The sequence below is a fragment of the Sulfitobacter rhodophyticola genome, from assembly GCF_041281685.2.
In the GTDB taxonomy this organism is placed as follows: domain Bacteria; phylum Pseudomonadota; class Alphaproteobacteria; order Rhodobacterales; family Rhodobacteraceae; genus Sulfitobacter.
In genome coordinates, this window is sequence record NZ_CP166251.2 from 1,697,052 (window position 1) to 1,717,151 (window position 20,100).

The following is a 20,100-nucleotide window of genomic DNA, read 5'->3' on the forward strand; positions in this document are numbered from 1 at the left end:
CCCATCAGGCGATGAAGTCGGCCTTGGAGTAGCCTTGAATATAAAGCAACGCCATCAAATCACCGAAGTTGATCCGCACGTCACATTTGGCCGCAACCGATGGCTTGGCATGCAGGGCCACGCCAAGTCCTGCGCGGGTGAGCATTCCCAGATCGTTGGCCCCGTCGCCCACCGCGATCACGTCCGTTTCTGCAATTCCAAGCCGCTTTGTGATCTGTTCCAATGCGTCGACCTTGGCCTGACGTCCCAGGATCGGCATGCCGACCTTCCCGGTCAGCTTACCCGCTTCGATCATCAGCGTATTCGCGCGGTTTTCGTCAAATCCGAGGTGTGCGGCAACCTGCGCCGTAAAGGCGGTGAACCCGCCAGAGACAAGGACCGCATGTGCATCATCCCCTTTCATGGTGGACAGGAGCGTCCTGCCGCCGGGCATGTAGCTGATCCGCGTCCTGAGCACATGGTCGATCACACCGGCATCCAGCCCGCGCAAAAGCCCGACACGTTCGCGCAGGGCATCGTCGAAATCCAGTTCCCCGTTCATCGCGCGCGCGGTGATGTCCTTGACCCTTTCGCCCACGCCTGCTTCATCGGCGAGTTCATCGATGCATTCCTGCTGGATCATCGTGCTGTCCATATCAGCAAGCAGCATCTTCTTGCGCCTCCCAACGGAGGGGACGACAATCAGATCGACACCTTGCCGCTGCACATCCGCCCACACATCCCACCGGTTGCTTGGCGTTTCCAGCATGTCGAATTCCACCGCCTCACCCGGCGCCAGCCAGCGCAGATCGCTGCCACCCCAGGCGTTGCGCAGCGCTGTGACCATTTCGGGCGCAAGCGGCGCGGCGGTGCCCGGGTTTGTCAGCAGGATCGTCGTAAACATCTGGTTCTCCGGGCTTTCTCACTGGGCAAAGTTTCCGATCCGCGACAATTGCCGCCGGAAATAGTCTGTTTCCGGGGCTCTAGCGTGAAATAGCGGCTTGCGCCAGTGGGCTGTCGCCCGTACTTCCGGCGGTGGGACACCCTTCCCCAACGAAGGGCGCATATCTGAGAGGGTAGCAGTAATGGCTATTTCACAACCGGCAACGCGGCCGGCAAATCCGCGTTTTTCATCTGGCCCCTGTGCCAAACCTCCCGTTTTTGATCTGAACAACCTGTCGGACGCGCCTTTGGGGCGCAGCCATCGGGCGGCTGTCGGCAAGGCAAAGCTGCTAGAAGCGATAGAGACAACGCGTGAGATCCTCGGCGTGCCCGCTGATTACAGGATCGGTATCGTGCCCGCCTCTGATACCGGTGCGTATGAGATGGCGATGTGGACCATGCTGGGAGAGCGCCCAGCCGAAATGGTCGCCTGGGAAAGCTTTGGCGCAGGCTGGGTCACGGATGTGATCAAACAGCTGAAGATCGAGGCAACGACCCACACCGCCGATTATGGTGAAATCGTCGACATGGCCGCGCTGAACTACGACAATGACGTGTGTTTTACCTGGAACGGCACGACATCGGGTGTCCGCGTTGCTTCTGGCGATGTGATCCCGGCCGACCGTGCAGGCCTGACACTGTGCGATGCGACCTCTGCCGCGTTTGCGATGGACCTGCCGTGGGACAAGCTGGATGTAACAACGTTCTCCTGGCAGAAAGTGCTGGGCGGCGAAGCAGCGCATGGGATGCTGATCCTGTCACCGCGTGCGGTGAAGCGGTTGGAGACTTACACACCCGCTTGGCCCTTGCCGAAGATCTTCCGTCTGACCAAAGCGGGCAAGCTGAACGAAGGCATCTTCCGGGGCGAGACGATTAACACGCCATCGATGCTGTGTGTCGAGGATTATCTGCAGACCCTCAAATGGGCCAAATCGGTTGGCGGGCTTCAAGGTCTGATCGCCCGCGCTGATGCCAACGCAAAAGCCATTGCGGACTTTGTGGACACGCACGACTGGATCGACTTTCTGGCAAGTGATGCCGCGACGCGGTCCAACACCTCTGTCTGTCTGAAGTTCACCGACGACCGCATCACGGATGGGGCAGCCTTTGCCAAGGCAGTCGCCACACGGCTGGCAGATGAGGACGTCGCACTGGACATCGGGGCCTATCGCGATGCGCCTCCCGGTCTGCGCATCTGGTGCGGTGGCACGGTCGAAACCACCGACATCGCCGCGATGCTGCCCTGGCTCGCCTGGGCGTTCGAGGCCGAAATCTCCACATAATTCCGGTGTCCCGTAGGGTGCGCATTCATTGCGCACCAAACGTCCACACCCATCACGACATTCCAATAAAGGACCAAAATCATGGCCCCCAAAGTACTCATCTCCGACAAACTCTCTGACGCCGCCGTGCAGATCTTCAAGGATCGCGGCATCGACGTGGACTTCCAGCCCGATGTGGGCAAGGACAAGGAAAAACTGGCGCAGATCATCGGCAACTATGACGGCCTCGCCATCCGCTCTGCCACCAAGGTAACGGAGAAAATCCTTGCTGCTGCGGACAATCTCAAGGTCATCGGCCGGGCAGGCATCGGCACTGACAACATCGACAAGGATGCGTCTTCGAAAAAGGGCGTGATCGTGATGAACACGCCGTTCGGGAACATGATCACCACCGCTGAACATGCCATCGCCATGATGTTCGCGGTTGCACGGCAAATCCCCGAAGCCTCCGCTTCCACCCACGCAGGCAAGTGGGAGAAATCGAAATTCATGGGTGTGGAACTCACCGGCAAGACCCTGGGTGTGATCGGCGCTGGCAACATCGGCGGCATCGTCTGCGACCGGGCGCGTGGGCTGAAAATGAAGGTTGTCGCCTATGACCCCTTCCTGGGCGAAGAAAAGGCCGAGAAGATGGGCGTCGAGAAGGTCGAGTTGGATGAGCTGCTCAAGCGCGCGGATTTCATCACCCTTCATGTCCCCTTCACTGATCAGACGGCGAATATCCTCAGCCGCGAGAATCTGGAGAAAACCAAGAAAGGCGTGCACATCATCAACTGCGCCCGCGGTGGTCTGGTGGACGAAGAAGCGCTGGCCGATCTGTTGAAATCCGGTCACATCGCGGGCGCAGCGTTTGATGTGTTCAAAGTCGAACCCGCCACCGACAATCCGCTCTTCAACCTGCCTAACGTGGTCTGCACGCCCCACCTCGGTGCCGCCACCACGGAAGCGCAGGAAAACGTTGCACTGCAGGTGGCAGAACAGATGTCCGACTACCTGCTGACCGGTGCCGTCACCAACGCGCTCAACATGCCGTCGGTGACGGCGGAAGAAGCCAAGGTCATGACACCGTGGATCAACCTTGCCGGTCACCTTGGTGCTTTCATCGGCCAGATGACCGATGAACCGATCAAGGCGATCAACATTCTTTATGATGGCACGGTCGCTGAGATGAACCACGAGGCGCTGAATTGCGGCGTTGTCGCAGGCATCATGAAACGCGCCAACCCGGATGTGAACATGGTTTCCGCCCCCGTTGTCGCGCGCGAAAAGGGCATCCAGATCAGCACGACAAATCAGGACAAATCCGGCGTTTTCGACGGTTATATCAAAGCAACGGTTGTCACCGACAAACGCGAACGGTCCGTCGCCGGCACGGTTTTCTCCGACGGCAAGCCGCGCTTTATCCAGATCAAGGGCATCCAGATCGACGCGGAGATCGGCGCGCATATGGTCTATACCACCAACGAGGACGTGCCGGGCATCATCGGCACTTTGGGTCATACCATGGGCGAAAACGGCGTGAACATCGCGAACTTTACCCTTGGCCGCGCGGCCGTGAAGGGGGAGGCGATTGCCTTGCTTTACGTCGATGAACCCGTACCTGCGCCGGTCATCAAGAAGCTGGAAGACACGGGGCTTTTCACGCAAGTCAAACCACTGCAATTCGACGTGGCCTGAGGTATTGCCAGCCGACAAAGGGGGCGGGCAGCTTGTCAGGCGGGCCGCCCCTTTTCATTGTACACTCTGCAAGATAAGCCTGCGGCCATGACACAATCCCTTTATGCCATCGGTGATATTCACGGCCAGCTCGCCGAATTGCAGCGCGTTCTGGCGCTGATCGAGGCGGATGGCGGCAGGGATGCCAGAATCGTTTTTCTGGGCGACTACACGGACCGCGGACCGGACAGCAAAGGGGTGCTTGATCTGCTGGTGCAGGCGCGCGCCGAAGGGCGCAACTGGACCCTTTTGCAGGGCAACCACGACCGGATGTTTTCATGGTTCATGCGCAAATATCCACAGCACGACGCCTATCTTCCGATTGAGCTTTCGTGGCTGCATCCGCGCCTTGGCGGTAACACCACGCTGGCCTCCTACGGTGTCACCTTCACGGAACGCAGCCGTCAACTCGCGGTGCATGCCGATGCTGTGAATGCCGTGCCGCCGTCACACCTCGATCTGCTGGACAGCTTGGACACCAGTTTTGAGACAGCAGACCTTTTTTTTGCGCATGCGGGCATCCGGCCGGGCGTTCCGCTGGACAAGCAGGACGTCGAAGACCTGCTGTGGATCAGGAAAGACTTTCACGCAGTGCGGTATGCCCACCCCAAATTAGTTGTACATGGCCACACGCCCGTGGATCGTGCGCAGCATTATGGTAATCGTATCAACCTCGATAGCGGCGCGGGCTATGGCAAGCCGCTGACGGCAGCGGTATTTGAAGGGGCGGATTGCTGGACGTTGACACGGAAAGGTCGCGTCGCGCTTAGCCCCTGAGGGCCGCCGGACCGGGGCCGCTCCGTTCCAGCTGTTCCGCAAACCCGTCAAAGGTCTTGCCGCTCAGGACGGGAATGCCCTTGGCTTCGATCTCTTTCATGGCGGCAAGGCTTTTGTCGTCGGGACCGGGTCCGGGTGTGCGCAGGACAACGGCACCGATTCGGCCTTTGTGCCGCTCTACCGCGTCGCGATAAACAAACGCATCATGCTGTCCGGTGTCGCCGACAAGAATGTACAGCAGACCGGGATTTGCGTTCAGCAGAACATCGATACTGCTCCCTTTGTGGTCACCATGCGTGCCGGTGATGAACTGCGTCTCACTGACACCCAGATCGCGCAGAAATTTCGGACCTCTTGGCAATCCGGCCCGATCGAAAATGGCGGCAATAAATCCGTGCAGGTTCCATGGGCTCGAACTGACGTAGTAGATCGGGTTGCGGCCATCTTCTGATATCGCCCGAATGAAGCGAACGGCGTCGGGGTAGACGCGCCGGGTCAGAACGCTGCCTGTCATCGACGTCCATAGGTTCCGCCAGAGTTGATACGCACCGGTCACAAGCATCGTATCATCAATGTCCGAGATCACCGCGCATTCCGCTTCAAGTGGTGGTATCAGGACGGGGCAATGGGTCGTCCCATCCTGCCCGTCGATCCCAACCGCAACGTTCGTCCAGCCCTTTTGTGGCCCACGTGGCATTAATAGGGTGAAATACCCCTCTTCGTCCGCCTGCGCTGTAACGCCCTGCGCCTTGACCGGGACATGAGCGACCTCATCGGTCGCAAAAAGGGACACCATCTGACGAAAACTGGCCCAACGGGATTGCCCTTTCTTCGCATTGGTACGCCGCAGATCGGTCAACACCCTTCCCCGCACAACAAGGTGCTCCGGCGTGGCATACCCCATGTAAGGGTCTATCACGGCACGCCTGTTCCGCCGGAGGGCGACACGGTCGATCAGCTTTTCAATGCGCCAGGTTACGGCATGCAGGATTCTCTTGATCATGCCCGGAAAACGCCGGAGTGGAGCGAATGTTCACTGTTTTCCTCAGAAAAGTCGTGCAAGCATCCAAAGAACAAGGGCGCCGCCGACGGCACCCCCGGCACTTGCCAGCACAATCCAGCGCCAGAAGGGCTGGCGTGGCGGCGGGGTTGGATTGCTTTGACGCAGCAGCGCATCTTCAACCAGTTCCGGAAGCCGTGGGCCAAATCGGGCAAGCACGGTCACGGTCTTGGCCAGATCATTCAGAGCGGCGCGCGGGCCGATGGATTTGGTGATGTAACTGGTGACAATGGGGCTGGCGACTTCCCAGATGTTGATGCTGGGATTGAGGGAACGGGCGACGCCTTCGACCACGACCATGGTGCGTTGCAACAGGATCAGTTCGGTGCGCGTTTCCATCCCGAAGCGTTCGGTCACTTCAAACAGATAAGTCAGCAGGCGCGCCATTGAGATGCGCGTTGCATCCATGCCGAAAATCGGCTCTCCCACGGCGCGCAGGGCGCGGGCAAATTCATCGACATCCTTGTCGGCGGGCACATAGCCGGCCTCGAAATGAACCTCGGCCACGCGTTTATAATCGCGGCGGATGAAGCCGTAGAGGATTTCCGCGTAAACGCGACGGGTATATTCGTCGATGTGCCCCATTATGCCGAAATCGTAGGCGATGATGTCCCCGTTCGGCGCGACCTTGAGGTTGCCCTGGTGCATGTCGGCGTGAAAGTACCCGTCGCGCAGTGCATGGCTCAGAAACAGGTGCAGCACCCGGTCGCCCAGCACCTTGCGATCATGCCCGGCAGCGTCAATCGCGGCATTATCGCCCATCGACACACCATCCGCCCAACCCAGCGTCATCACCCGGCGCGCGGAATAATCCCACTTGATCTGGGGCAGTTGAAAGCCCTCGTCCTTTTCGGTGTTGGCCGCGAATTCCGAAGCGGAGGCGCTTTCGAGCCGCAGATCAAGTTCGCCTCGAACAACGCCATCAAAGTGTTCGATGACATCCGTGGGCCGCAAGCGTCGGGAGCCGGGAGAAAAAAGTTCGACCATGCTCGCCGCGAGGTAGAAAGCGTCCACATCCTTGCGAAAGGCTTTCTCGATCCCCGGGCGCAAGACTTTAACAGCGACTTCCTGACCAGTCTCCGTCAGGCGCGCCTTGTGCACCTGCGCGATGGAGGCCGCCGCGACGGAATCGCTGAATTCGGAGAACATCGTGCCCACGGGCCGCCCCAGCGCACGCTCCACCTCCTGCTTGGCTTCCTCGGTCGAGAATGGTGGCAGCTTGTCTTGCAGCACGCGCAATTGCAGCGCCATGTCATCACCCACCACGTCCGGACGGGTCGACAGGACCTGACCGAACTTGATATAGGCCGGCCCAAGCGCGGTTAGTGCGCGGGTGGCGGGTGGCATGGACGGATCGCCCTTGTATCCCAGCCATTTGAACGGCAGCCCCAGCGCGCGGGCCACGAAACGCAGCGCGGGCGGTGCCTCAAAGGCATCCAGCACGACGTTCATCGCGCCGGTCCGCTCCAGCGTGGCGCCGGTCCGGACCAGCCTCCATATGTTGTGCGGTCCCTTCAAATCTTCCAGCCCGAATGCAGGGCTGCGATGCCCATGGTCAGATTTCGGTAGCTGGCATTCTCGAACCCGGCGGCGCGCACCATGCCCAGAAATGTTTCCTGATCGGGGAAGTTGCGGATCGATTCGACCAGGTACTGATAGCTGTCACGGTCATTCGCAATCAGCTGCCCCATGCGCGGAATCACGTTGAAACTGTATAGATCATAGGCCTTCTGCATCATCGGATTGGGCAGCTGGCTGAACTCCAGCACCATCAGGCGGCCCCCGGGACGCAGCACACGATACGCTTCGTTCAGCGCTTCCTGCGGGCGGGTCACGTTCCGGATGCCAAAGCTGATTGTGTAAACGTCAAAGGTGTTGTCCTCGAACGGGAGCGCCATGGCATCGCCTACGACCCAGTCAAGCTGATCGGCCATGGCGGCGGCTTCGGCACGTTTGCGCCCCTCCACCAGCATCCCTTCGGTCAGGTCGCAGACGGTTGCATGGCCGTGTCCCGCCCGCTTGAGAAACTTGAACGACACATCTCCCGTGCCCCCGGCCACATCCAACAGCTTCTGGCCTGCCCGCGGTGCCAGCCAGTCCATCATCGCCTCTTTCCAGATGCGGTGGATTCCGACGCTCATCACATCATTCATGATGTCGTATTTGTTCGCCACGTCGGAGAACAGATCCCGGACCATGCCGGCCTTTTCATCCTCCGGCACTTGGCGCGCACCGAAATGGGTTGTCTTGTCGGTCATGTTGCTTTTCTTTCCAGCGTGTTGGTGCTTGTTATAGGCGTTGTGCATCCAACTACAATGCGCAGGAACGTCACGGGCTGCGTTGGCGTGACTTTGTCGCGCGGGCCCCCGAAGGTCTTTCAACACCCCCGACCTTGCGGTTATGACGTCTGTCCAGATAAGGAACGTCAGATGCCCGAACTCCCCGAAGTAGAGACTGTCATGCGCGGTCTGGCCCCCGCCATGACCGGTGCGATGATTGTCCGCGCTGACGTCAATCGTCCCGATCTGCGTTGGCCATTCCCGGTTGATATGGCGGGACGGCTGACTGGCCAGAAGGTCAACCAATTGCGGCGGAGGTCGAAATACATCCTTGCTGACCTTGCGTCAGGGGAGTCGCTGCTGATCCATCTGGGTATGTCAGGTCGTATGCTGGTATCAGGTGATCCACTTGGCCAATTCGTGCATGATCACCCCGCACCTGAAAAGCATGATCACGTCGTCCTGCACATGGCCAACGGCGCACGCATCACCTTCAACGATCCCCGCAGGTTCGGGGCAATGGACTTGATGGAAACGGTCCATGCCGACGCACACAAGCTGCTTGCGGTCCTGGGGCCGGAGCCCTTGGGCAACGACTTTCACGAAGCGCATCTGATCGCAGCCCTGAAAGGCCGCATGATGCCCATCAAGTCCGCGTTGTTAGACCAGAAAATCGTGGCGGGTCTTGGTAATATCTATGTGTGCGAAGCGCTTTTCCGGGCCGGAATCCATCCGGCGCGCAAAGCGGGACGTATCTCCGCCACGCGCGTTGCATCGCTGGTACCGATCATCCGCCAGGTGCTGGCCGAAGCGATAGAGGCGGGTGGTTCATCCTTGCGCGACTTCCGACAGGCGGATGGCGAACTGGGCTATTTCCAGCACACATTCGATGTCTACGGCCGCGAAGGCGCGCCCTGCCGCAGCCCCGGTTGCAGCTATGTCATAAGACGTATCGTGCAGTCCGGGCGGTCATCCTTCTACTGTCCGACATGTCAAAGATAACTTGAACCGCGCATCCCCCGTGATATGCACAAGGGTCTGAGCGCAACAAACGAGAGCATTCTTGCATGGCTTATGAAACGATCAATCTTGACGTAGATGACCATATTGCCCTGATCACCCTAAACCGACCGGATGCGCTGAATGCGCTCAATGACGTGTTGATGGGTGAACTTGCGGATGCGCTGAAGGGAGCGCAGGAAAACGAAAAGGTGCGCTGCATCGTGATCACCGGATCCGAAAAGGCTTTTGCCGCAGGTGCCGACATTTCCATGATGAAGGACAAGAGCTTTGTCGATGTCTTCTCGGGGGATCTTTTCACGCCCGAGACTGATCAGATCATGCGCGTGCGCAAGCCGATCATCGCGGCGGTGTCTGGTTATGCGCTGGGCGGCGGGTGCGAATTGGCGATGATGTGTGATTTCATCATCGCATCGGAAACCGCGAAGTTCGGTCAGCCGGAGATCAATCTGGGCGTCGTCGCAGGCATCGGCGGCACCCAGCGCCTGACGCGGCTGGTGGGTAAATCCAAGGCGATGGACATGAACCTGACGGGCCGCTTCATGGACGCCGAAGAGGCTGAGCGCGCAGGGTTGGTCAGCCGCGTCGTGCCGGTCAAGAAGCTGATGGACGAAGCGATGGGAGCCGCAGCCAAGATCGCGGAGAAGTCGATGATCACGGTCATGGTCGTCAAAGAAGCCGTGAACCGTGCATATGAAGTGCCGCTGCGCGAAGGCCTGCTGTTCGAACGCCGCGCGTTTCATTCGCTGTTTGCAACAGAAGATCAGAAGGAAGGCATGGCGGCATTCGTGGAGAAGCGCGAGGCACAGTTTCGGGATCGGTGATAATCGGCGCGAAGATTTCGATGGTCGGTGAAGCGGCGGTTCGTTTCTGACGATCCATACCTCCATTTCTCTTGTGCCTCCCGTGGGGGCGGCAAAACCCGTCAGCTTGCGCGCTTGCCTGAAAGCAGTTTTTCGTTTGCAGAAAGAGTTCCCTGCAAAAAGCCCCTGAGGGCGCGAATACGCGGCGCACATACAACGGAAAGATGGATTTCGGCCTTGGCCCCCACAAATCAAATCGAGCAGGCCGATACCAATGTCCGCTTTGATCAACTCGTGAATATGGTCTCGTTACGCGCGCGCAACCTACCTTCAACCGAGCTAAATCAGATTTCGCCGCGTTCGTTTGCCAGCCTGATCTGCTTTTGTCGTTCGCGAAAGCGCGCCTTGTCCTCGTCCGAGGTGCGCGCGAAGCATTTGTGGCACGATACCCCCCGTTCGAATTCAGGCAGTTCCATATCTTTGGGCAGTATCGGCTGACGGCAGCCGTGACACAAAAGGTGCGGACCCTCGCGCAAGCCATGGCCGACGCTGACCCGGGCGTCGAAGACAAAACACTCTCCCTGCCAGGTGCTGTCTTCTTGCGGCACGTCTTCAAGGTATTTCAGAATGCCGCCCTTGAGGTGGAACACGTCCTCGACCCCCTGGCCCAGCAGGTAGTTGGTGGATTTCTCACAGCGGATGCCACCGGTGCAGAACATGGCGATTTTCTTGTTGTGGAAGCGGTGCTTGTTCGCCTCCCACCACGCGGGGAATTCTCCGAAACTGGCGGTGTGCGGGTCGATGGCACCGTCGAAAGTGCCGATTTCGACCTCATAATCGTTGCGGGTGTCGATCACGGCGACGTCCGGTTGCGCGATCAGGTCGTTCCAGTCGGCAGGCGCGACATAGTGGCCGGTCCCCGCGCGCGGGTCGACATCGGGCTGGCCCATAGTGACGATTTCCCGTTTGAGGCGGACCTTCATGCGGTGGAAGGGCGGCGTTTCAGACGTCGCTTCTTTCCATTCGAGCGTGTCGCACCCGGGCAGACCGCGCAGGTGGGCAATGACAGCATCGATCCCTGCGCGTGACCCCGCGATCGTGCCGTTCACACCTTCTTGCGCCAACAACAGCGTGCCTTTGACGTCGTGCTCGTGGCACAAGTCCAGCAGCGGCGGCTTAAGCGTGACCGGATCGTCAAATCGGGTGAAGTGATAAAGGGCAGCGATGGTGTACATGGCACGCCAATTACGCCGCCGGGGGGCTGTTGTGCAAGGGACGGCTGGGGTAAAATGGCGCACAACCGGTTTCACAACGCGAGGTTCCCCATGCACGCCCTTCTTGTAATCGACGTTCAGAACGATTTCTGCCCCGGCGGCGCGCTGGCCGTGCCGGGCGGGGATGAGATCGTACCGGGGATCAACGCGCTGATGGCAAAGGCCGATGCGGTGATCCTGACGCAGGACTGGCACCCGGCGGGGCATTCTTCGTTTGCATCCTCGCACAAGGGGCACAGCCCCTATGACCTGATGGAGATGCCGTATGGCCCGCAGGTCCTGTGGCCGGATCATTGTGTGCAAGGGACGCAAGGTGCGGCGTTTCACGGCGGGCTGGACGCGGACCGGGCTGATCTTATCATCCGAAAAGGATACCGGCCTGCCATCGACAGCTATTCGGCGTTCTTCGAGAATGATCACGAAACGCCTACCGGGCTGGAAGGGTATCTGCGAACGCGCGGGATCACGCGGCTGACCTGCGTCGGTCTGGCGTTGGATTTCTGCGTGCAGTATTCGGCGGTGGACGCGGCGCGGCTCGGATTTGGCGTGGACGTACGCCAGGATTTGTGCCGCGCGATTGACATGGACGGGTCGCTGGATGCCGCACGGGTGCGGATGGGGGATGCGGGGGTCGGGTTGGCCTAAAATCCCTCAAAAACAGCCTTTCCATGCGCGATGACGCCCCTGATCCGCTTGATGCCTTTGACCTGTTGCGCGCGGTCGCCGAAACGGTCGTTTGACACGATGGGGAGGGATTCGGCGCGGGCGTAATTGATCAGGAATTCATCGGCTTCGGTCCCGGCGGGGCACAGGGTGATCTGATCGGGCGGCAGGCCGAGGGCGTCAGCGAACGCGTGTTGGTCAAGGGAAGGCTCCTTGAGGTGATGCCGGGTTGAGGCGTCAAGGAAAACGATCGGCTCAAAGCCGCGTCTGCACAGGGCGTCGGTGACAAGGACAAGGCTTTGCAGGTCCGCATCGCCGTCCCAGTAGATGACGTTGGTGCCGTCGACCACGATGCGGTTGCCCGTTTCGGGTGCGGGAGGGCGGCCGGGCTTCGGCGCGGACCCACTTTGCAAGATTGGCAAGTGTGCCACCCAAAAGCCGATCATCAACACAATGCCTGCGCCCAGCCACTGAAACGCGGTATCGCCGCCGGGGGGCGACAGGTCCCAGATCAGCAGCGCCACACCAAGGGTCAGGCCAAGCGTGATCCAGCGTGCGCGCATCACGCAGGCGATGTAGCCGACAAAGGCCAGCACCAGCACAACGACGGTAAGCAGGGTCTGGGCGGTCATTCGGCCTCCTTTCGCGCGCAACCGGGGTCTGACGCTTTCGTCTTGCCCCTGTGTGCCAGTCTTTGCCACAAAGGTGCGATTGTTTTGAGGAATACCCCATGGTCGACATTGCCACCCGCGTCTGGAACCACAAGTGGAAGATCGACCCTATCGTACGGTCGCTCATTGACACGGATTTCTATAAGCTTTTGATGTGTCAGTCTATTTTCCGCAACAAGCCGGATACCCAAGTCACCTTCAGCCTAATCAACCGATCCACCCACGTGCCGCTGGCCAAGCTGATCGACGAAGGCGAACTGCGCGAACAATTGGATCACGTGCGGTCACTCAGCCTCAGCCGGGGAGAATCGACATGGCTGCGCGGCAACACGTTCTACGGCAAGCGGCAGATGTTCCGCCCTGATTTCATGGAATGGTTCGAGGGGCTGCGCCTGCCGCCCTATCACCTGGAGCGCAAGGGCGATCAGTACGAACTGACGTTCGAGGGCAAATGGCACGAGGTCATGCTGTGGGAGATCCCGGCGCTCGCGGTACTGATGGAACTGCGCGGCCGTACCGTGCTGAACGGGATGGAGAAGTTCGAACTTCAGGTGCTTTATGCCCGCGCGATGACCCGCGTCTGGGAAAAGGTCGAGGCGCTGCGCGATGTGCCGGACCTGTCGATTGCGGATTTCGGGACGCGACGGCGCCACTCGTTCCTGTGGCAGGACTGGTGCGTTCAGGCGATGAACGAAGGTCTGGGTGGCGCCTTTACTGGTACGTCGAATTGCAAGATCGCCATGAAGCGGGAACTGGAGGCCATTGGCACCAATGCGCATGAATTGCCGATGGTCTATGCCGCCTTGGCAAAGGATGACACAGCGCTGGCGAAGGCCCCCTATGACGTGCTGGAGGACTGGCATGAAGAGCATGAAGGAAATCTGCGGATCATCCTGCCCGATACCTACGGGACCAGGGGTTTTCTGGACAATGCACCCGACTGGTTGGCGGGGTGGACGGGTATTCGTGTGGATTCCGGGGATCCGGTAACAGCGGCCAATATTGCCATAGACTGGTGGCGTGCGCGGGGGGAGGATCCTACCGAAAAGCGGGTCATCTTCAGCGACGGGCTGGACGTCAACAAGATACGCGATCTGCATGCGCAGTTTGCCGGGAAGGTGAAGATCTCCTTCGGCTGGGGCACATTGCTGACCAATGACTTTCGCGGGCTGGTGCCAGGGGATGCGCTCGCACCGTTCTCTCTGGTGTGCAAGGCGGTCTCGGCCAATGGCAATCCGACGGTGAAACTGTCGGACAACCCGCGCAAAGCGATGGGGCCGGAGGATCAGATCACGCGGTACAAGCGGGTATTTGGTGTGGGCGAACAGGTCGCGGAGGATGTGGTGGTTTGAGGGGGTAGCGCCCTCACACCAACCCCGCCAAAGCCGCAAAAGGGTCTCGTGAGGGCTCCTTGTGCCACTCATATTCCGATCCCAACGCGATTCGGTCGGCCATTTCCATGCCGAACAGATCCGCCATCACAGCCAGAGCCATATCCATGCCCGCTGAAACGCCGGATGACGTGTAGAACTTGCCGTCTTGTACCCAGCGGGCTTCCTTCACCCAGTCGACATTCGGCGCCAGCGGGACCGTAGCAGTGAAATCCATCTTGTTGGTGGTCGCGCGGTGCCCATCGAGGACGCCGGTCATTCCCAGCAGGACAGTGCCGGTGCAGACGGCCATGACACGTTCAGCGGTGGCGCTGACGTTGCGTATCCAGTCCATCAAAGCAGGATCCTTGGCCGCCTCAAGTGCGGCGTCGCCGCCGGGAATAAGCAGAAGGTCGTACCTGTCGGTCTCAGTGATGGCGCGGTCAGGCACGATGCGCTGGCCGTGGACGCTGGCGACAGGATCAAGGGTGCGGGCGACGGTGATGATCTCCGTTTCCTGTCCGTAGCCACCAAGCATTTCGATAGGGCCAAAATAATCGAGGGTTTCAAATCCGGGAAAGACGAAAGCGGCGAGAGTTTTCATGTCATGTCCTGATGGGATGGATCAAAGGTCAGCGCATTCGGCGTGCGCCTTGACGAAACGCTCCGTTGATGCCGGAAATCTGGCAAGGTGTGTGGTCGGGCGGATCGGACGGCGCAGCAGTTCGCCGCCACAGTTGGGGCAGGTGTTGCCAAATCGGGTTTCGGCGCAACTCTTGCAGAAGGTGCATTCAAATGAACACGTGCGCGCGTCCCTGCTGTCTGGAGGGAGGTCAACATCGCAGCATTCGCAATTGGGTTTCAGTGTCAGCATGTCATCGTCCTTTGAGTGGCAGGGTCTGGGGTAGCATAACCGGGAACGCTCTGGCACAAATGACAAGATGACCTCTTTTTATGCCAAACCGAATGCACCTGAACCGATGAACGTATTGTTTGTCGTGTACCCTGACATTGTGCTGCTTGATCTTGCGGGGCCGTTGCAGGTGTTCACCCATGCGTGCCGCAACGCGGACCACGGGCCTGCATATCGAACCCATGTGGCGTCTGTCGCTGGCGGTGCGACGGCGACCAACACGATCCTTCAGATCGACAGCGATCCGCTTTCCGACTGGCTCGTCCCGCGCCGTGATGTGGCGATTCATACGCTTATCGTGGTGGGTGGGGATGGGGCCATTCCGGCCTCTGCTGACGCGGTGTTCGTGGATCAAGTCAGACAACTGGCGGACCGGTCCGCGCGGGTGTGTTCAGTGTGTTCTGGCGCGTTGGTTCTTGCGGCGGCGGGCCTGTTGGATGGACGCCGCGCGGTGACACATTGGGAAGACTGCGATTACCTTGCGGCACATTACCCGGTGGTGAACGTCGAAGTTGATCCGATTTTCATCAAGGATGGCAAGATCTGGACCTCCGCAGGCATTACCGCAGGCATCGACATGGCGCTGGCGATCATCGAAGAGGATTTGGGAAAGCCCGCTGCCATGGCGATGGCGCGGTCGCTGGTAACGCCGATGGTGCGGTCGGGCGGGCAATCGCAATTCAGTACGGCGCTGGATCGGCAGCTGCGCGACGCGGAGGAGCGGTTCACGTCGTTGCACAGGTGGATCACGCAAAACATTTACCGCCGCATATCGGTGGAGGATATGGCCCGCGAATGCGGGATGAGCCCGCGCAATTTCTCAAGGCGGTATACCGAAACGATGGGGGTGCCCCCGGCCAAGGCAGTCGAACGCATGAGGGTCGAGGCCGCGCGGGAGATGCTGGCCACCACGGACAAGGCGTTGAAGACGGTCGCATTGGATTTTGGATTTCAGGATGATGAGCGGATGCGGCGCGCGTTCCTGCGCCAGATCAGAACGACACCCTCTGATTACAGGCGGCAGTTTCGGGCGCAGTGCAGCTAGGCGCGAACCCGCAGCCGCCGCTCCCGCCAGATGATCAGCAGTCCCCCCGCTATGATCAGCAGCACACCGGGGAACAGTTCGCCCCACGGCGCTTCGTCGAAGAAGACCCAACCCAGCACGAAGGCAATCGGGATGCCGAAATAGGTAAACGGGGCCAGATCGCTTTGATCGGCCATGCGGTAGGCGGTGATCAGGATCAGCACGGCAGAGCCGCCAAGCGTGCCCATCGCGGCGATCCACAGCAGGTCGGTGGCGGCGTGCAGCGGCGTGAAGCCGGTGGTGGACAGCGCAAGGATCAGCGCACCGATCGCCGCCACCCCGGAGGAATAGAGATTGATCAAAGGGGTCGGCACGTCGTCGTCCACCATGCGCGCCGTGACGGCCACCAGCGCATAGCAGAACGCCGCCCCAAGCGGCAGCAGTGCTGCAAGGGTAAAACCGTCGCGGGTCGGGCCGGTGATCATCACCACGCCGACAAAGCCGATCCCAACGGCGGCCCACCGGACATAGCCGACCTTCTCACCCAGCAACGGCACGGCGAGCGCGACCGCGAAAAGAGCGTTCGAATAGGAAATGGATGTGGTGGTCGCAAAGCTGAGCAAACCGAGTGAGAGATAGAAGAAATACTGCGCAAAGGTCAGTATGACGCCCCGAAGCAGCCCCAGCCGCCATTGCCGCATACCAATCTGACGTCCTGCCGTATGCCACGCCGTCGACCGCCAAAGCACGATTCCTGCCGGGATCAGACCCACAAGATTGCGGTAGGCTGACAGTTCTGCTGCGCCATAGGAAGGCGAGAGAAATTTGATGATCAGCCCCATGCCATCAAACAGCAGAATCGACAGCAGCATGTAGAGAATCGCAAGGGTAGTGCGGTCTGTAGGCATGAACGCTCCGACGGGGAAGAGGCACCGCGGGGCGGATACCCAGCCTCTATGCGCGACAAACGGCAAATAAGCCAGCAAGGATGCGTTAACGGTCCCTGCTGCGTCGCAAATCAACCTTGTGTTTGCGCAGGCGAGGTGCGACAAAGTTTGCGCTTGGTGTTCCCATCAGCGCCCCTTTCGGGGCGTGGAACCTAACAGGGAATTCCGTGCAGGCCGCAAGGCCCAAATCGGAAGCCGCCCCCGCGACTGTAAGCGGAGAGCCTGCGCCCAAATTGCCACTTGATCCAATCGGGTCAGGGAAGGCGGGCAAGGGCATCGACCCGTGAGCCAGGAGACCTGCCAGGCACGTGGAACTTTAACAAGCCGTCGGGTGTGACGGTGAGGAGAACGAAGATGACAACACTGACCAAGACACGCGCCCTTTCGCGTAGCCGTTTCGCCCCCGCGCTGTTTGCCGCGATTCTGGGTGTTGCGGTGATCACGCTGACCGGCCACGTGCAAGCCGCAGCGCTGCATGATGCGGCACATGATGTGCGCCACGCCACAGGATTTCCCTGCCACTGAAGGCAAGGGTTTCTGTTTGTGAGGGTGGGTGCCGCAAGCGATGCGCAGCGCGGAGCAGCGTTGTTTTCGTTGATCTGACCGCACTCCCCCCACAATAAAGCGCCTGACAGCATCATCTTTCGCCCTTCACGCGCTGCCGGACACCGGTGGCGCGCCTTGTTGTGGCGGTGGTTCATTCTTGATCGGCGTACTGCCCAGACTGTGCCGATCTCGCGAGGAGAAAACGATGACCTCTCGATTTCTGATATCTGCCCTGTTTGCCGGTGCCTGCGCCGGATTGACTGCGGGTCTTTTGCAATATCTTTTTGTGCAGCCCGTTCTGCTGCATGCAGAATTGTACGAAAGCGGAACGCTGGTCCACTTCGGGGCTGATCCGGTGTCCGCGCATCCTGAACTGCCCGGATTTGACGCGATGCGCGACGGGCTGACATTCGTGTTCACCATGCTGATCTACACCGGTTATGCGCTGCTGATGGTCGCAGCCATGGGATTGGCGGAGGAACGCGGTGCGACGATCGACGGGCGCTGGGGCATCCTTTGGGGTGTTGCGGGTTTCGTGGCCTTCCATCTGGCCCCTGGCTTTACCCTTGCCCCTGAAGTGCCCGGCGTGGCCGCGGGGGATGTCGGCGCGCGGCAGATCTGGTGGTTTGCAACCGTTGGTGCGGCGGCCGTGGCCATGTGGTTGCTGGCTTTCGGGCAGAACTGGATGATGTGGGGGGCGGCGGTGATCCTGTTGCTGGCACCACATGTAATCGGCGCACCGGAACCGGACACCTTCGCAGGCCCCGTCCCGACGGAGATTGCAGCCCTTTACGCCGCCCGCGCCTTTGGTGTCGGGCTGGCGGCCTGGGTCCTGCTGGGCGTCTTCGCGGGCTATTTCTGGCAACGCGAGGGGGCGCATCAGGCGTCCTCCGCCAAGGTGTGAGGGGCGCGTGATGGACCGTTCGCTCGGGCTTTTCATCATCGGTCTTGTTTTCGGCGGGGGCATCGGTTTTGCCATTGCTGCGGCTAATGGCGTCACCTTCGACGGACATGATCACAGTGACCCTGCGCAGCACGCAGGCATGGATCATGCAGCCATGGGACATGCGGATGACGGCGACCATGCGATGATGCACGACACCCCTCTGGAAGTGGACGCCATGCAAGCGCCCGAACTGGCCATCATGGTCAGTGCCGATCCGATGGCGGGCTACAACCTGCACGTAATGGTGCAGAATTTCGCGTTCTCCCCCCAGAACGCCAGCGGCGCCGATGTCCCCGGCGAAGGGCACGCGCATGTCTATGTGAATGGTGAAAAGCTCGGGCGGCTCTATGGCGCGTGGTATCACATCGACACGCTGCCTGTCGGGGAGAACGAGGTTCTGGTCACGCTCAACAGCAACAACCATCAGCCGCTGGCGGTGAATGGCAAAGTGATCGAGGCAAGCACCAAGGTGGTGGTCGAATGAGCACAACTTTGTATGTCTGCACCACCTGCAAGGCGGATGAGGTGCATGAGGATGACGCGCAGCGCCCCGGTGCGGTGCTGCATCGCGCCTTGACGGCGGCAGGCGCGCCAGAGGGTGTTGAAATCGTCGGTGTTGAATGCCTTTCCGCCTGCAAGCAGGGTGCCGCAGTCGCTTTGTCGGAGCCGGGCAAATGGACCTATGTCTATGGCCGTCTGAGCGCGGAAGACGCAGCCGACATTCTGCAAGGTGCTGCAGCCTATGCCGCTACGGACGATGGCCTTGTCACCTGGCGCGAACGCCCAGTTATTTTCCGCAAGCAAAGCCTTGCGCGCATTCCACCATTCACCCTGCCCAAGGAGCCAGCGGCATGAACGATTTGAGCAAAATTCCCGTCACCGTGATCACCGGCTTTCTGGGTTCGGGGAAGACCACCTTGATCCGACATTTGATGAGCAACGCAGGCGGGCGCAAGCTGGCCGTGCTGGTTAATGAATTCGGCACGGTGGGCGTGGATGGCGACATTCTGAAATCCTGCGCCATTCCCGATTGTCCGGCGGAGAACATCGTGGAACTCGCCAACGGTTGCATCTGCTGCACAGTGGCTGATGACTTCATCCCCACCATCGAAGCGCTGATGGAGCTGCCGACGCGGCCTGATCATATCCTGATCGAGACGTCCGGTTTGGCGTTGCCCAAACCGCTGTTGAAGGCGTTTGACTGGCCTGCGATCCGCTCCAAGATCACGGTGGACGGGGTGATTGCACTCGCGGATGCCGAAGCGGTGGCCGCCGGTCGCTTTGCGGCCGATGAACATGCGGTGGATGAACAGCGCCGCGCGGATGAGAGTTTGGACCACGAAACGCCGCTGTCGGAGGTGTTCGAGGATCAGATCTCCTGCGCGGATATTGTCCTGATGTCGAAGGCAGATCTGGCGGGTGACGCGGGGCTCGACAAGGCGCGCGGTGTGATCCAGGCCGAAAGCCCCCGGTCGGTACCGATCCTGCCGATGTCGGAAGGGGTGATCGATGTGAATGTCGTGCTGGGCCTGAACGCAGCGGCCGAAGACGATCTGGACGCGCGCCCCTCGCATCACGACGGACATGACGATCACGAGCATGACGATTTCGAAACGATCGTGGTGCCGATGCCGGAGGTCGATGATGTGGAGGCTTTGGTCACTGCCATCGAAGGCATGGCGCGGGAGCAGCACATCCTGCGGGTAAAGGGATACGTTGCCGTCACGGGCAAACCGATGCGCCTGCTGGTGCAGGCCGTCGGCGCGCGGGTGCGCCATCAGTTCGACCGGCCTTGGGGCGACACGCCGCGCCAAGGACATCTGGTCGTGATTGCGGAGCATGATCACATCGACACCGCCGCCATCCGGACGGCATTGGGGGCCTGAT

The 20,100-nt window shown here is 60.1% G+C and carries 22 protein-coding genes and 1 riboswitch; of the genes, 13 read left to right on the forward strand and 9 right to left on the reverse strand.

The genetic code is table 11. The features are described 5' to 3' along the window. Positions 1-4 precede the first annotated feature (4 nt). Positions 5-883, reverse strand: coding sequence for a phosphoserine phosphatase SerB (gene serB, locus AB4X18_RS09340; RefSeq protein WP_370399825.1), 879 nt, complete (start codon positions 881-883; stop codon positions 5-7). Between the two features lie 181 nt (positions 884-1,064). On the opposite strand from serB, the gene AB4X18_RS09345 reads away from it, so the two are divergent. The 3 genes from AB4X18_RS09345 (at position 1,065) to AB4X18_RS09355 (ending at position 4,697) form a co-directional block, all read left to right on the forward strand. Next, entirely contained in the window at positions 1,065-2,204 is a 1,140-nt protein-coding gene (locus AB4X18_RS09345) for a phosphoserine transaminase (RefSeq protein ID WP_432817325.1), read from the forward strand. Positions 2,205-2,285: 81 nt separating this feature from the next. Continuing rightward, entirely contained in the window at positions 2,286-3,881 is a 1,596-nt protein-coding gene (gene serA, locus AB4X18_RS09350; RefSeq protein ID WP_370399826.1) for a phosphoglycerate dehydrogenase, read from the forward strand. Positions 3,882-3,968: 87 nt separating this feature from the next. Continuing rightward, positions 3,969-4,697, forward strand: a complete 729-nt coding sequence (locus AB4X18_RS09355; protein ID WP_432817326.1) for a metallophosphoesterase family protein — start codon at positions 3,969-3,971, stop codon at positions 4,695-4,697. On the opposite strand, the gene AB4X18_RS09360 is transcribed toward AB4X18_RS09355, so the two are convergent. Genes AB4X18_RS09360 through ubiE form a run of 3 tightly spaced genes read right to left on the reverse strand, consistent with a single transcriptional unit; the run spans position 4,687 to position 8,015 of the window. Beyond that, positions 4,687-5,700, reverse strand: coding sequence for a phosphatase domain-containing protein (locus AB4X18_RS09360; RefSeq protein ID WP_370399828.1), 1,014 nt, complete (start codon positions 5,698-5,700; stop codon positions 4,687-4,689). The two genes, AB4X18_RS09355 and AB4X18_RS09360, sit on opposite strands and share 11 nt — an antisense overlap. A 42-nt stretch (positions 5,701-5,742) precedes the next feature. Further along, a complete protein-coding gene (gene ubiB, locus AB4X18_RS09365; RefSeq protein ID WP_432817327.1) occupies positions 5,743-7,275 on the reverse strand; it encodes a 2-polyprenylphenol 6-hydroxylase in 1,533 nt (510 codons plus the stop codon). Further along, the gene (ubiE, locus tag AB4X18_RS09370; RefSeq protein WP_370399829.1) at positions 7,272-8,015 is read right to left on the reverse strand and encodes a bifunctional demethylmenaquinone methyltransferase/2-methoxy-6-polyprenyl-1,4-benzoquinol methylase UbiE; all 744 of its coding nucleotides are present in this window, start codon (positions 8,013-8,015) and stop codon (positions 7,272-7,274) included. The genes ubiB and ubiE overlap by 4 nt, the downstream gene beginning before the upstream one ends. 171 nt (positions 8,016-8,186) lie before the next feature. Here ubiE and mutM point away from each other — a divergent pair, with 171 nt between their 5' ends. Then, positions 8,187-9,038, forward strand: coding sequence for a bifunctional DNA-formamidopyrimidine glycosylase/DNA-(apurinic or apyrimidinic site) lyase (mutM, locus tag AB4X18_RS09375; RefSeq protein ID WP_370399830.1), 852 nt, complete (start codon positions 8,187-8,189; stop codon positions 9,036-9,038). A gap of 65 nt (positions 9,039-9,103) precedes the next feature. Beyond that, positions 9,104-9,880 carry an enoyl-CoA hydratase gene (locus tag AB4X18_RS09380; RefSeq protein WP_370399831.1) on the forward strand — a complete coding sequence of 259 codons (777 nt, stop codon included), beginning with the start codon at positions 9,104-9,106 and terminating at the stop codon, positions 9,878-9,880. A gap of 323 nt (positions 9,881-10,203) precedes the next feature. Here the strand turns inward: AB4X18_RS09380 and AB4X18_RS09385 are convergent, their stop codons facing one another. Continuing rightward, positions 10,204-11,094 carry a rhodanese-related sulfurtransferase gene (locus AB4X18_RS09385; protein ID WP_370399832.1) on the reverse strand — a complete coding sequence of 297 codons (891 nt, stop codon included), beginning with the start codon at positions 11,092-11,094 and terminating at the stop codon, positions 10,204-10,206. A gap of 90 nt (positions 11,095-11,184) precedes the next feature. On the opposite strand from AB4X18_RS09385, the gene pncA reads away from it, so the two are divergent. Then, positions 11,185-11,778 (forward strand): bifunctional nicotinamidase/pyrazinamidase, encoded by a 594-nt coding sequence (gene pncA, locus AB4X18_RS09390; RefSeq protein WP_370399833.1) that lies wholly within the window; start codon positions 11,185-11,187, stop codon positions 11,776-11,778. On the opposite strand, the gene AB4X18_RS09395 is transcribed toward pncA, so the two are convergent. Continuing rightward, positions 11,775-12,428, reverse strand: a complete 654-nt coding sequence (locus tag AB4X18_RS09395; RefSeq protein WP_370399834.1) for an NYN domain-containing protein — start codon at positions 12,426-12,428, stop codon at positions 11,775-11,777. The two genes, pncA and AB4X18_RS09395, sit on opposite strands and share 4 nt — an antisense overlap. 98 nt (positions 12,429-12,526) lie before the next feature. Here AB4X18_RS09395 and pncB point away from each other — a divergent pair, with 98 nt between their 5' ends. Next, positions 12,527-13,819 carry a nicotinate phosphoribosyltransferase gene (gene pncB, locus AB4X18_RS09400; protein ID WP_432817328.1) on the forward strand — a complete coding sequence of 431 codons (1,293 nt, stop codon included), beginning with the start codon at positions 12,527-12,529 and terminating at the stop codon, positions 13,817-13,819. A 13-nt stretch (positions 13,820-13,832) separates the two neighbouring features. Here the strand turns inward: pncB and AB4X18_RS09405 are convergent, their stop codons facing one another. Together AB4X18_RS09405 and AB4X18_RS09410 are read right to left on the reverse strand one after the other, a co-directional pair. Further along, positions 13,833-14,441, reverse strand: coding sequence for a DJ-1/PfpI family protein (locus tag AB4X18_RS09405; RefSeq protein ID WP_370399835.1), 609 nt, complete (start codon positions 14,439-14,441; stop codon positions 13,833-13,835). 21 nt (positions 14,442-14,462) lie between these two features. Next, complete coding sequence (locus AB4X18_RS09410; RefSeq protein ID WP_370399836.1) at positions 14,463-14,711, reverse strand: DUF1272 domain-containing protein; 249 nt, start codon at positions 14,709-14,711, stop codon at positions 14,463-14,465. 67 nt (positions 14,712-14,778) lie between these two features. Here AB4X18_RS09410 and AB4X18_RS09415 point away from each other — a divergent pair, with 67 nt between their 5' ends. Next, positions 14,779-15,795: a GlxA family transcriptional regulator gene (locus AB4X18_RS09415; protein ID WP_370399837.1), complete on the forward strand. Its 1,017-nt coding sequence runs from the start codon at positions 14,779-14,781 to the stop codon at positions 15,793-15,795. On the opposite strand, the gene AB4X18_RS09420 is transcribed toward AB4X18_RS09415, so the two are convergent. Further along, positions 15,792-16,682, reverse strand: coding sequence for a DMT family transporter (locus AB4X18_RS09420; RefSeq protein WP_432817329.1), 891 nt, complete (start codon positions 16,680-16,682; stop codon positions 15,792-15,794). The genes AB4X18_RS09415 and AB4X18_RS09420 overlap by 4 nt on opposite strands. A gap of 137 nt (positions 16,683-16,819) precedes the next feature. Continuing rightward, positions 16,820-17,040, forward strand: a riboswitch (cobalamin riboswitch). Positions 17,041-17,075: 35 nt separating this feature from the next. Here AB4X18_RS09420 and AB4X18_RS09425 point away from each other — a divergent pair. The 5 genes from AB4X18_RS09425 to cobW all read left to right on the forward strand — a co-directional run bounded on the left by AB4X18_RS09425 (position 17,076) and on the right by cobW (position 20,099). Continuing rightward, positions 17,076-17,246: a CbtB domain-containing protein gene (locus AB4X18_RS09425; protein WP_370399839.1), complete on the forward strand. Its 171-nt coding sequence runs from the start codon at positions 17,076-17,078 to the stop codon at positions 17,244-17,246. A gap of 226 nt (positions 17,247-17,472) precedes the next feature. Continuing rightward, on the forward strand, positions 17,473-18,171 hold the full coding sequence (locus AB4X18_RS09430; protein ID WP_370399840.1) for a CbtA family protein: 699 nt from the start codon (positions 17,473-17,475) through the stop codon (positions 18,169-18,171). A 10-nt stretch (positions 18,172-18,181) separates the two neighbouring features. Further along, entirely contained in the window at positions 18,182-18,697 is a 516-nt protein-coding gene (locus tag AB4X18_RS09435) for a hypothetical protein (RefSeq protein ID WP_370399841.1), read from the forward strand. Beyond that, positions 18,694-19,068: a DUF1636 family protein gene (locus AB4X18_RS09440; protein ID WP_370399842.1), complete on the forward strand. Its 375-nt coding sequence runs from the start codon at positions 18,694-18,696 to the stop codon at positions 19,066-19,068. The genes AB4X18_RS09435 and AB4X18_RS09440 overlap by 4 nt, the downstream gene beginning before the upstream one ends. Further along, positions 19,065-20,099, forward strand: a complete 1,035-nt coding sequence (cobW, locus tag AB4X18_RS09445; protein ID WP_432817330.1) for a cobalamin biosynthesis protein CobW — start codon at positions 19,065-19,067, stop codon at positions 20,097-20,099. Before AB4X18_RS09440 ends, cobW begins: the two co-directional genes overlap by 4 nt. The last annotated feature ends 1 nt before the right edge of the window (position 20,100 follow it).

Bases quoted from the DNA above. Each gene is read 5' to 3' on its own strand.
- serB (WP_370399825.1), bottom strand. From the start codon at position 883: ATGTTTACGACGATCCTGCTGACAAACCCGGGCACCGCCGCGCCGCTT.
- AB4X18_RS09345 (WP_432817325.1), top strand. From the start codon at position 1,065: ATGGCTATTTCACAACCGGCAACGCGGCCGGCAAATCCGCGTTTTTCA.
- serA (WP_370399826.1), top strand. From the start codon at position 2,286: ATGGCCCCCAAAGTACTCATCTCCGACAAACTCTCTGACGCCGCCGTG.
- AB4X18_RS09355 (WP_432817326.1), top strand. From the start codon at position 3,969: ATGACACAATCCCTTTATGCCATCGGTGATATTCACGGCCAGCTCGCC.
- AB4X18_RS09360 (WP_370399828.1), bottom strand. From the start codon at position 5,700: ATGATCAAGAGAATCCTGCATGCCGTAACCTGGCGCATTGAAAAGCTG.
- ubiE (WP_370399829.1), bottom strand. From the start codon at position 8,015: ATGACCGACAAGACAACCCATTTCGGTGCGCGCCAAGTGCCGGAGGAT.
- mutM (WP_370399830.1), top strand. From the start codon at position 8,187: ATGCCCGAACTCCCCGAAGTAGAGACTGTCATGCGCGGTCTGGCCCCC.
- AB4X18_RS09380 (WP_370399831.1), top strand. From the start codon at position 9,104: ATGGCTTATGAAACGATCAATCTTGACGTAGATGACCATATTGCCCTG.
- AB4X18_RS09385 (WP_370399832.1), bottom strand. From the start codon at position 11,094: ATGTACACCATCGCTGCCCTTTATCACTTCACCCGATTTGACGATCCG.
- pncA (WP_370399833.1), top strand. From the start codon at position 11,185: ATGCACGCCCTTCTTGTAATCGACGTTCAGAACGATTTCTGCCCCGGC.
- AB4X18_RS09395 (WP_370399834.1), bottom strand. From the start codon at position 12,428: ATGACCGCCCAGACCCTGCTTACCGTCGTTGTGCTGGTGCTGGCCTTT.
- pncB (WP_432817328.1), top strand. From the start codon at position 12,527: ATGGTCGACATTGCCACCCGCGTCTGGAACCACAAGTGGAAGATCGAC.
- AB4X18_RS09405 (WP_370399835.1), bottom strand. From the start codon at position 14,441: ATGAAAACTCTCGCCGCTTTCGTCTTTCCCGGATTTGAAACCCTCGAT.
- AB4X18_RS09410 (WP_370399836.1), bottom strand. From the start codon at position 14,711: ATGCTGACACTGAAACCCAATTGCGAATGCTGCGATGTTGACCTCCCT.
- AB4X18_RS09415 (WP_370399837.1), top strand. From the start codon at position 14,779: ATGACCTCTTTTTATGCCAAACCGAATGCACCTGAACCGATGAACGTA.
- AB4X18_RS09420 (WP_432817329.1), bottom strand. From the start codon at position 16,682: ATGCCTACAGACCGCACTACCCTTGCGATTCTCTACATGCTGCTGTCG.
- AB4X18_RS09425 (WP_370399839.1), top strand. From the start codon at position 17,076: ATGACAACACTGACCAAGACACGCGCCCTTTCGCGTAGCCGTTTCGCC.
- AB4X18_RS09430 (WP_370399840.1), top strand. From the start codon at position 17,473: ATGACCTCTCGATTTCTGATATCTGCCCTGTTTGCCGGTGCCTGCGCC.
- AB4X18_RS09435 (WP_370399841.1), top strand. From the start codon at position 18,182: ATGGACCGTTCGCTCGGGCTTTTCATCATCGGTCTTGTTTTCGGCGGG.
- AB4X18_RS09440 (WP_370399842.1), top strand. From the start codon at position 18,694: ATGAGCACAACTTTGTATGTCTGCACCACCTGCAAGGCGGATGAGGTG.
- cobW (WP_432817330.1), top strand. From the start codon at position 19,065: ATGAACGATTTGAGCAAAATTCCCGTCACCGTGATCACCGGCTTTCTG.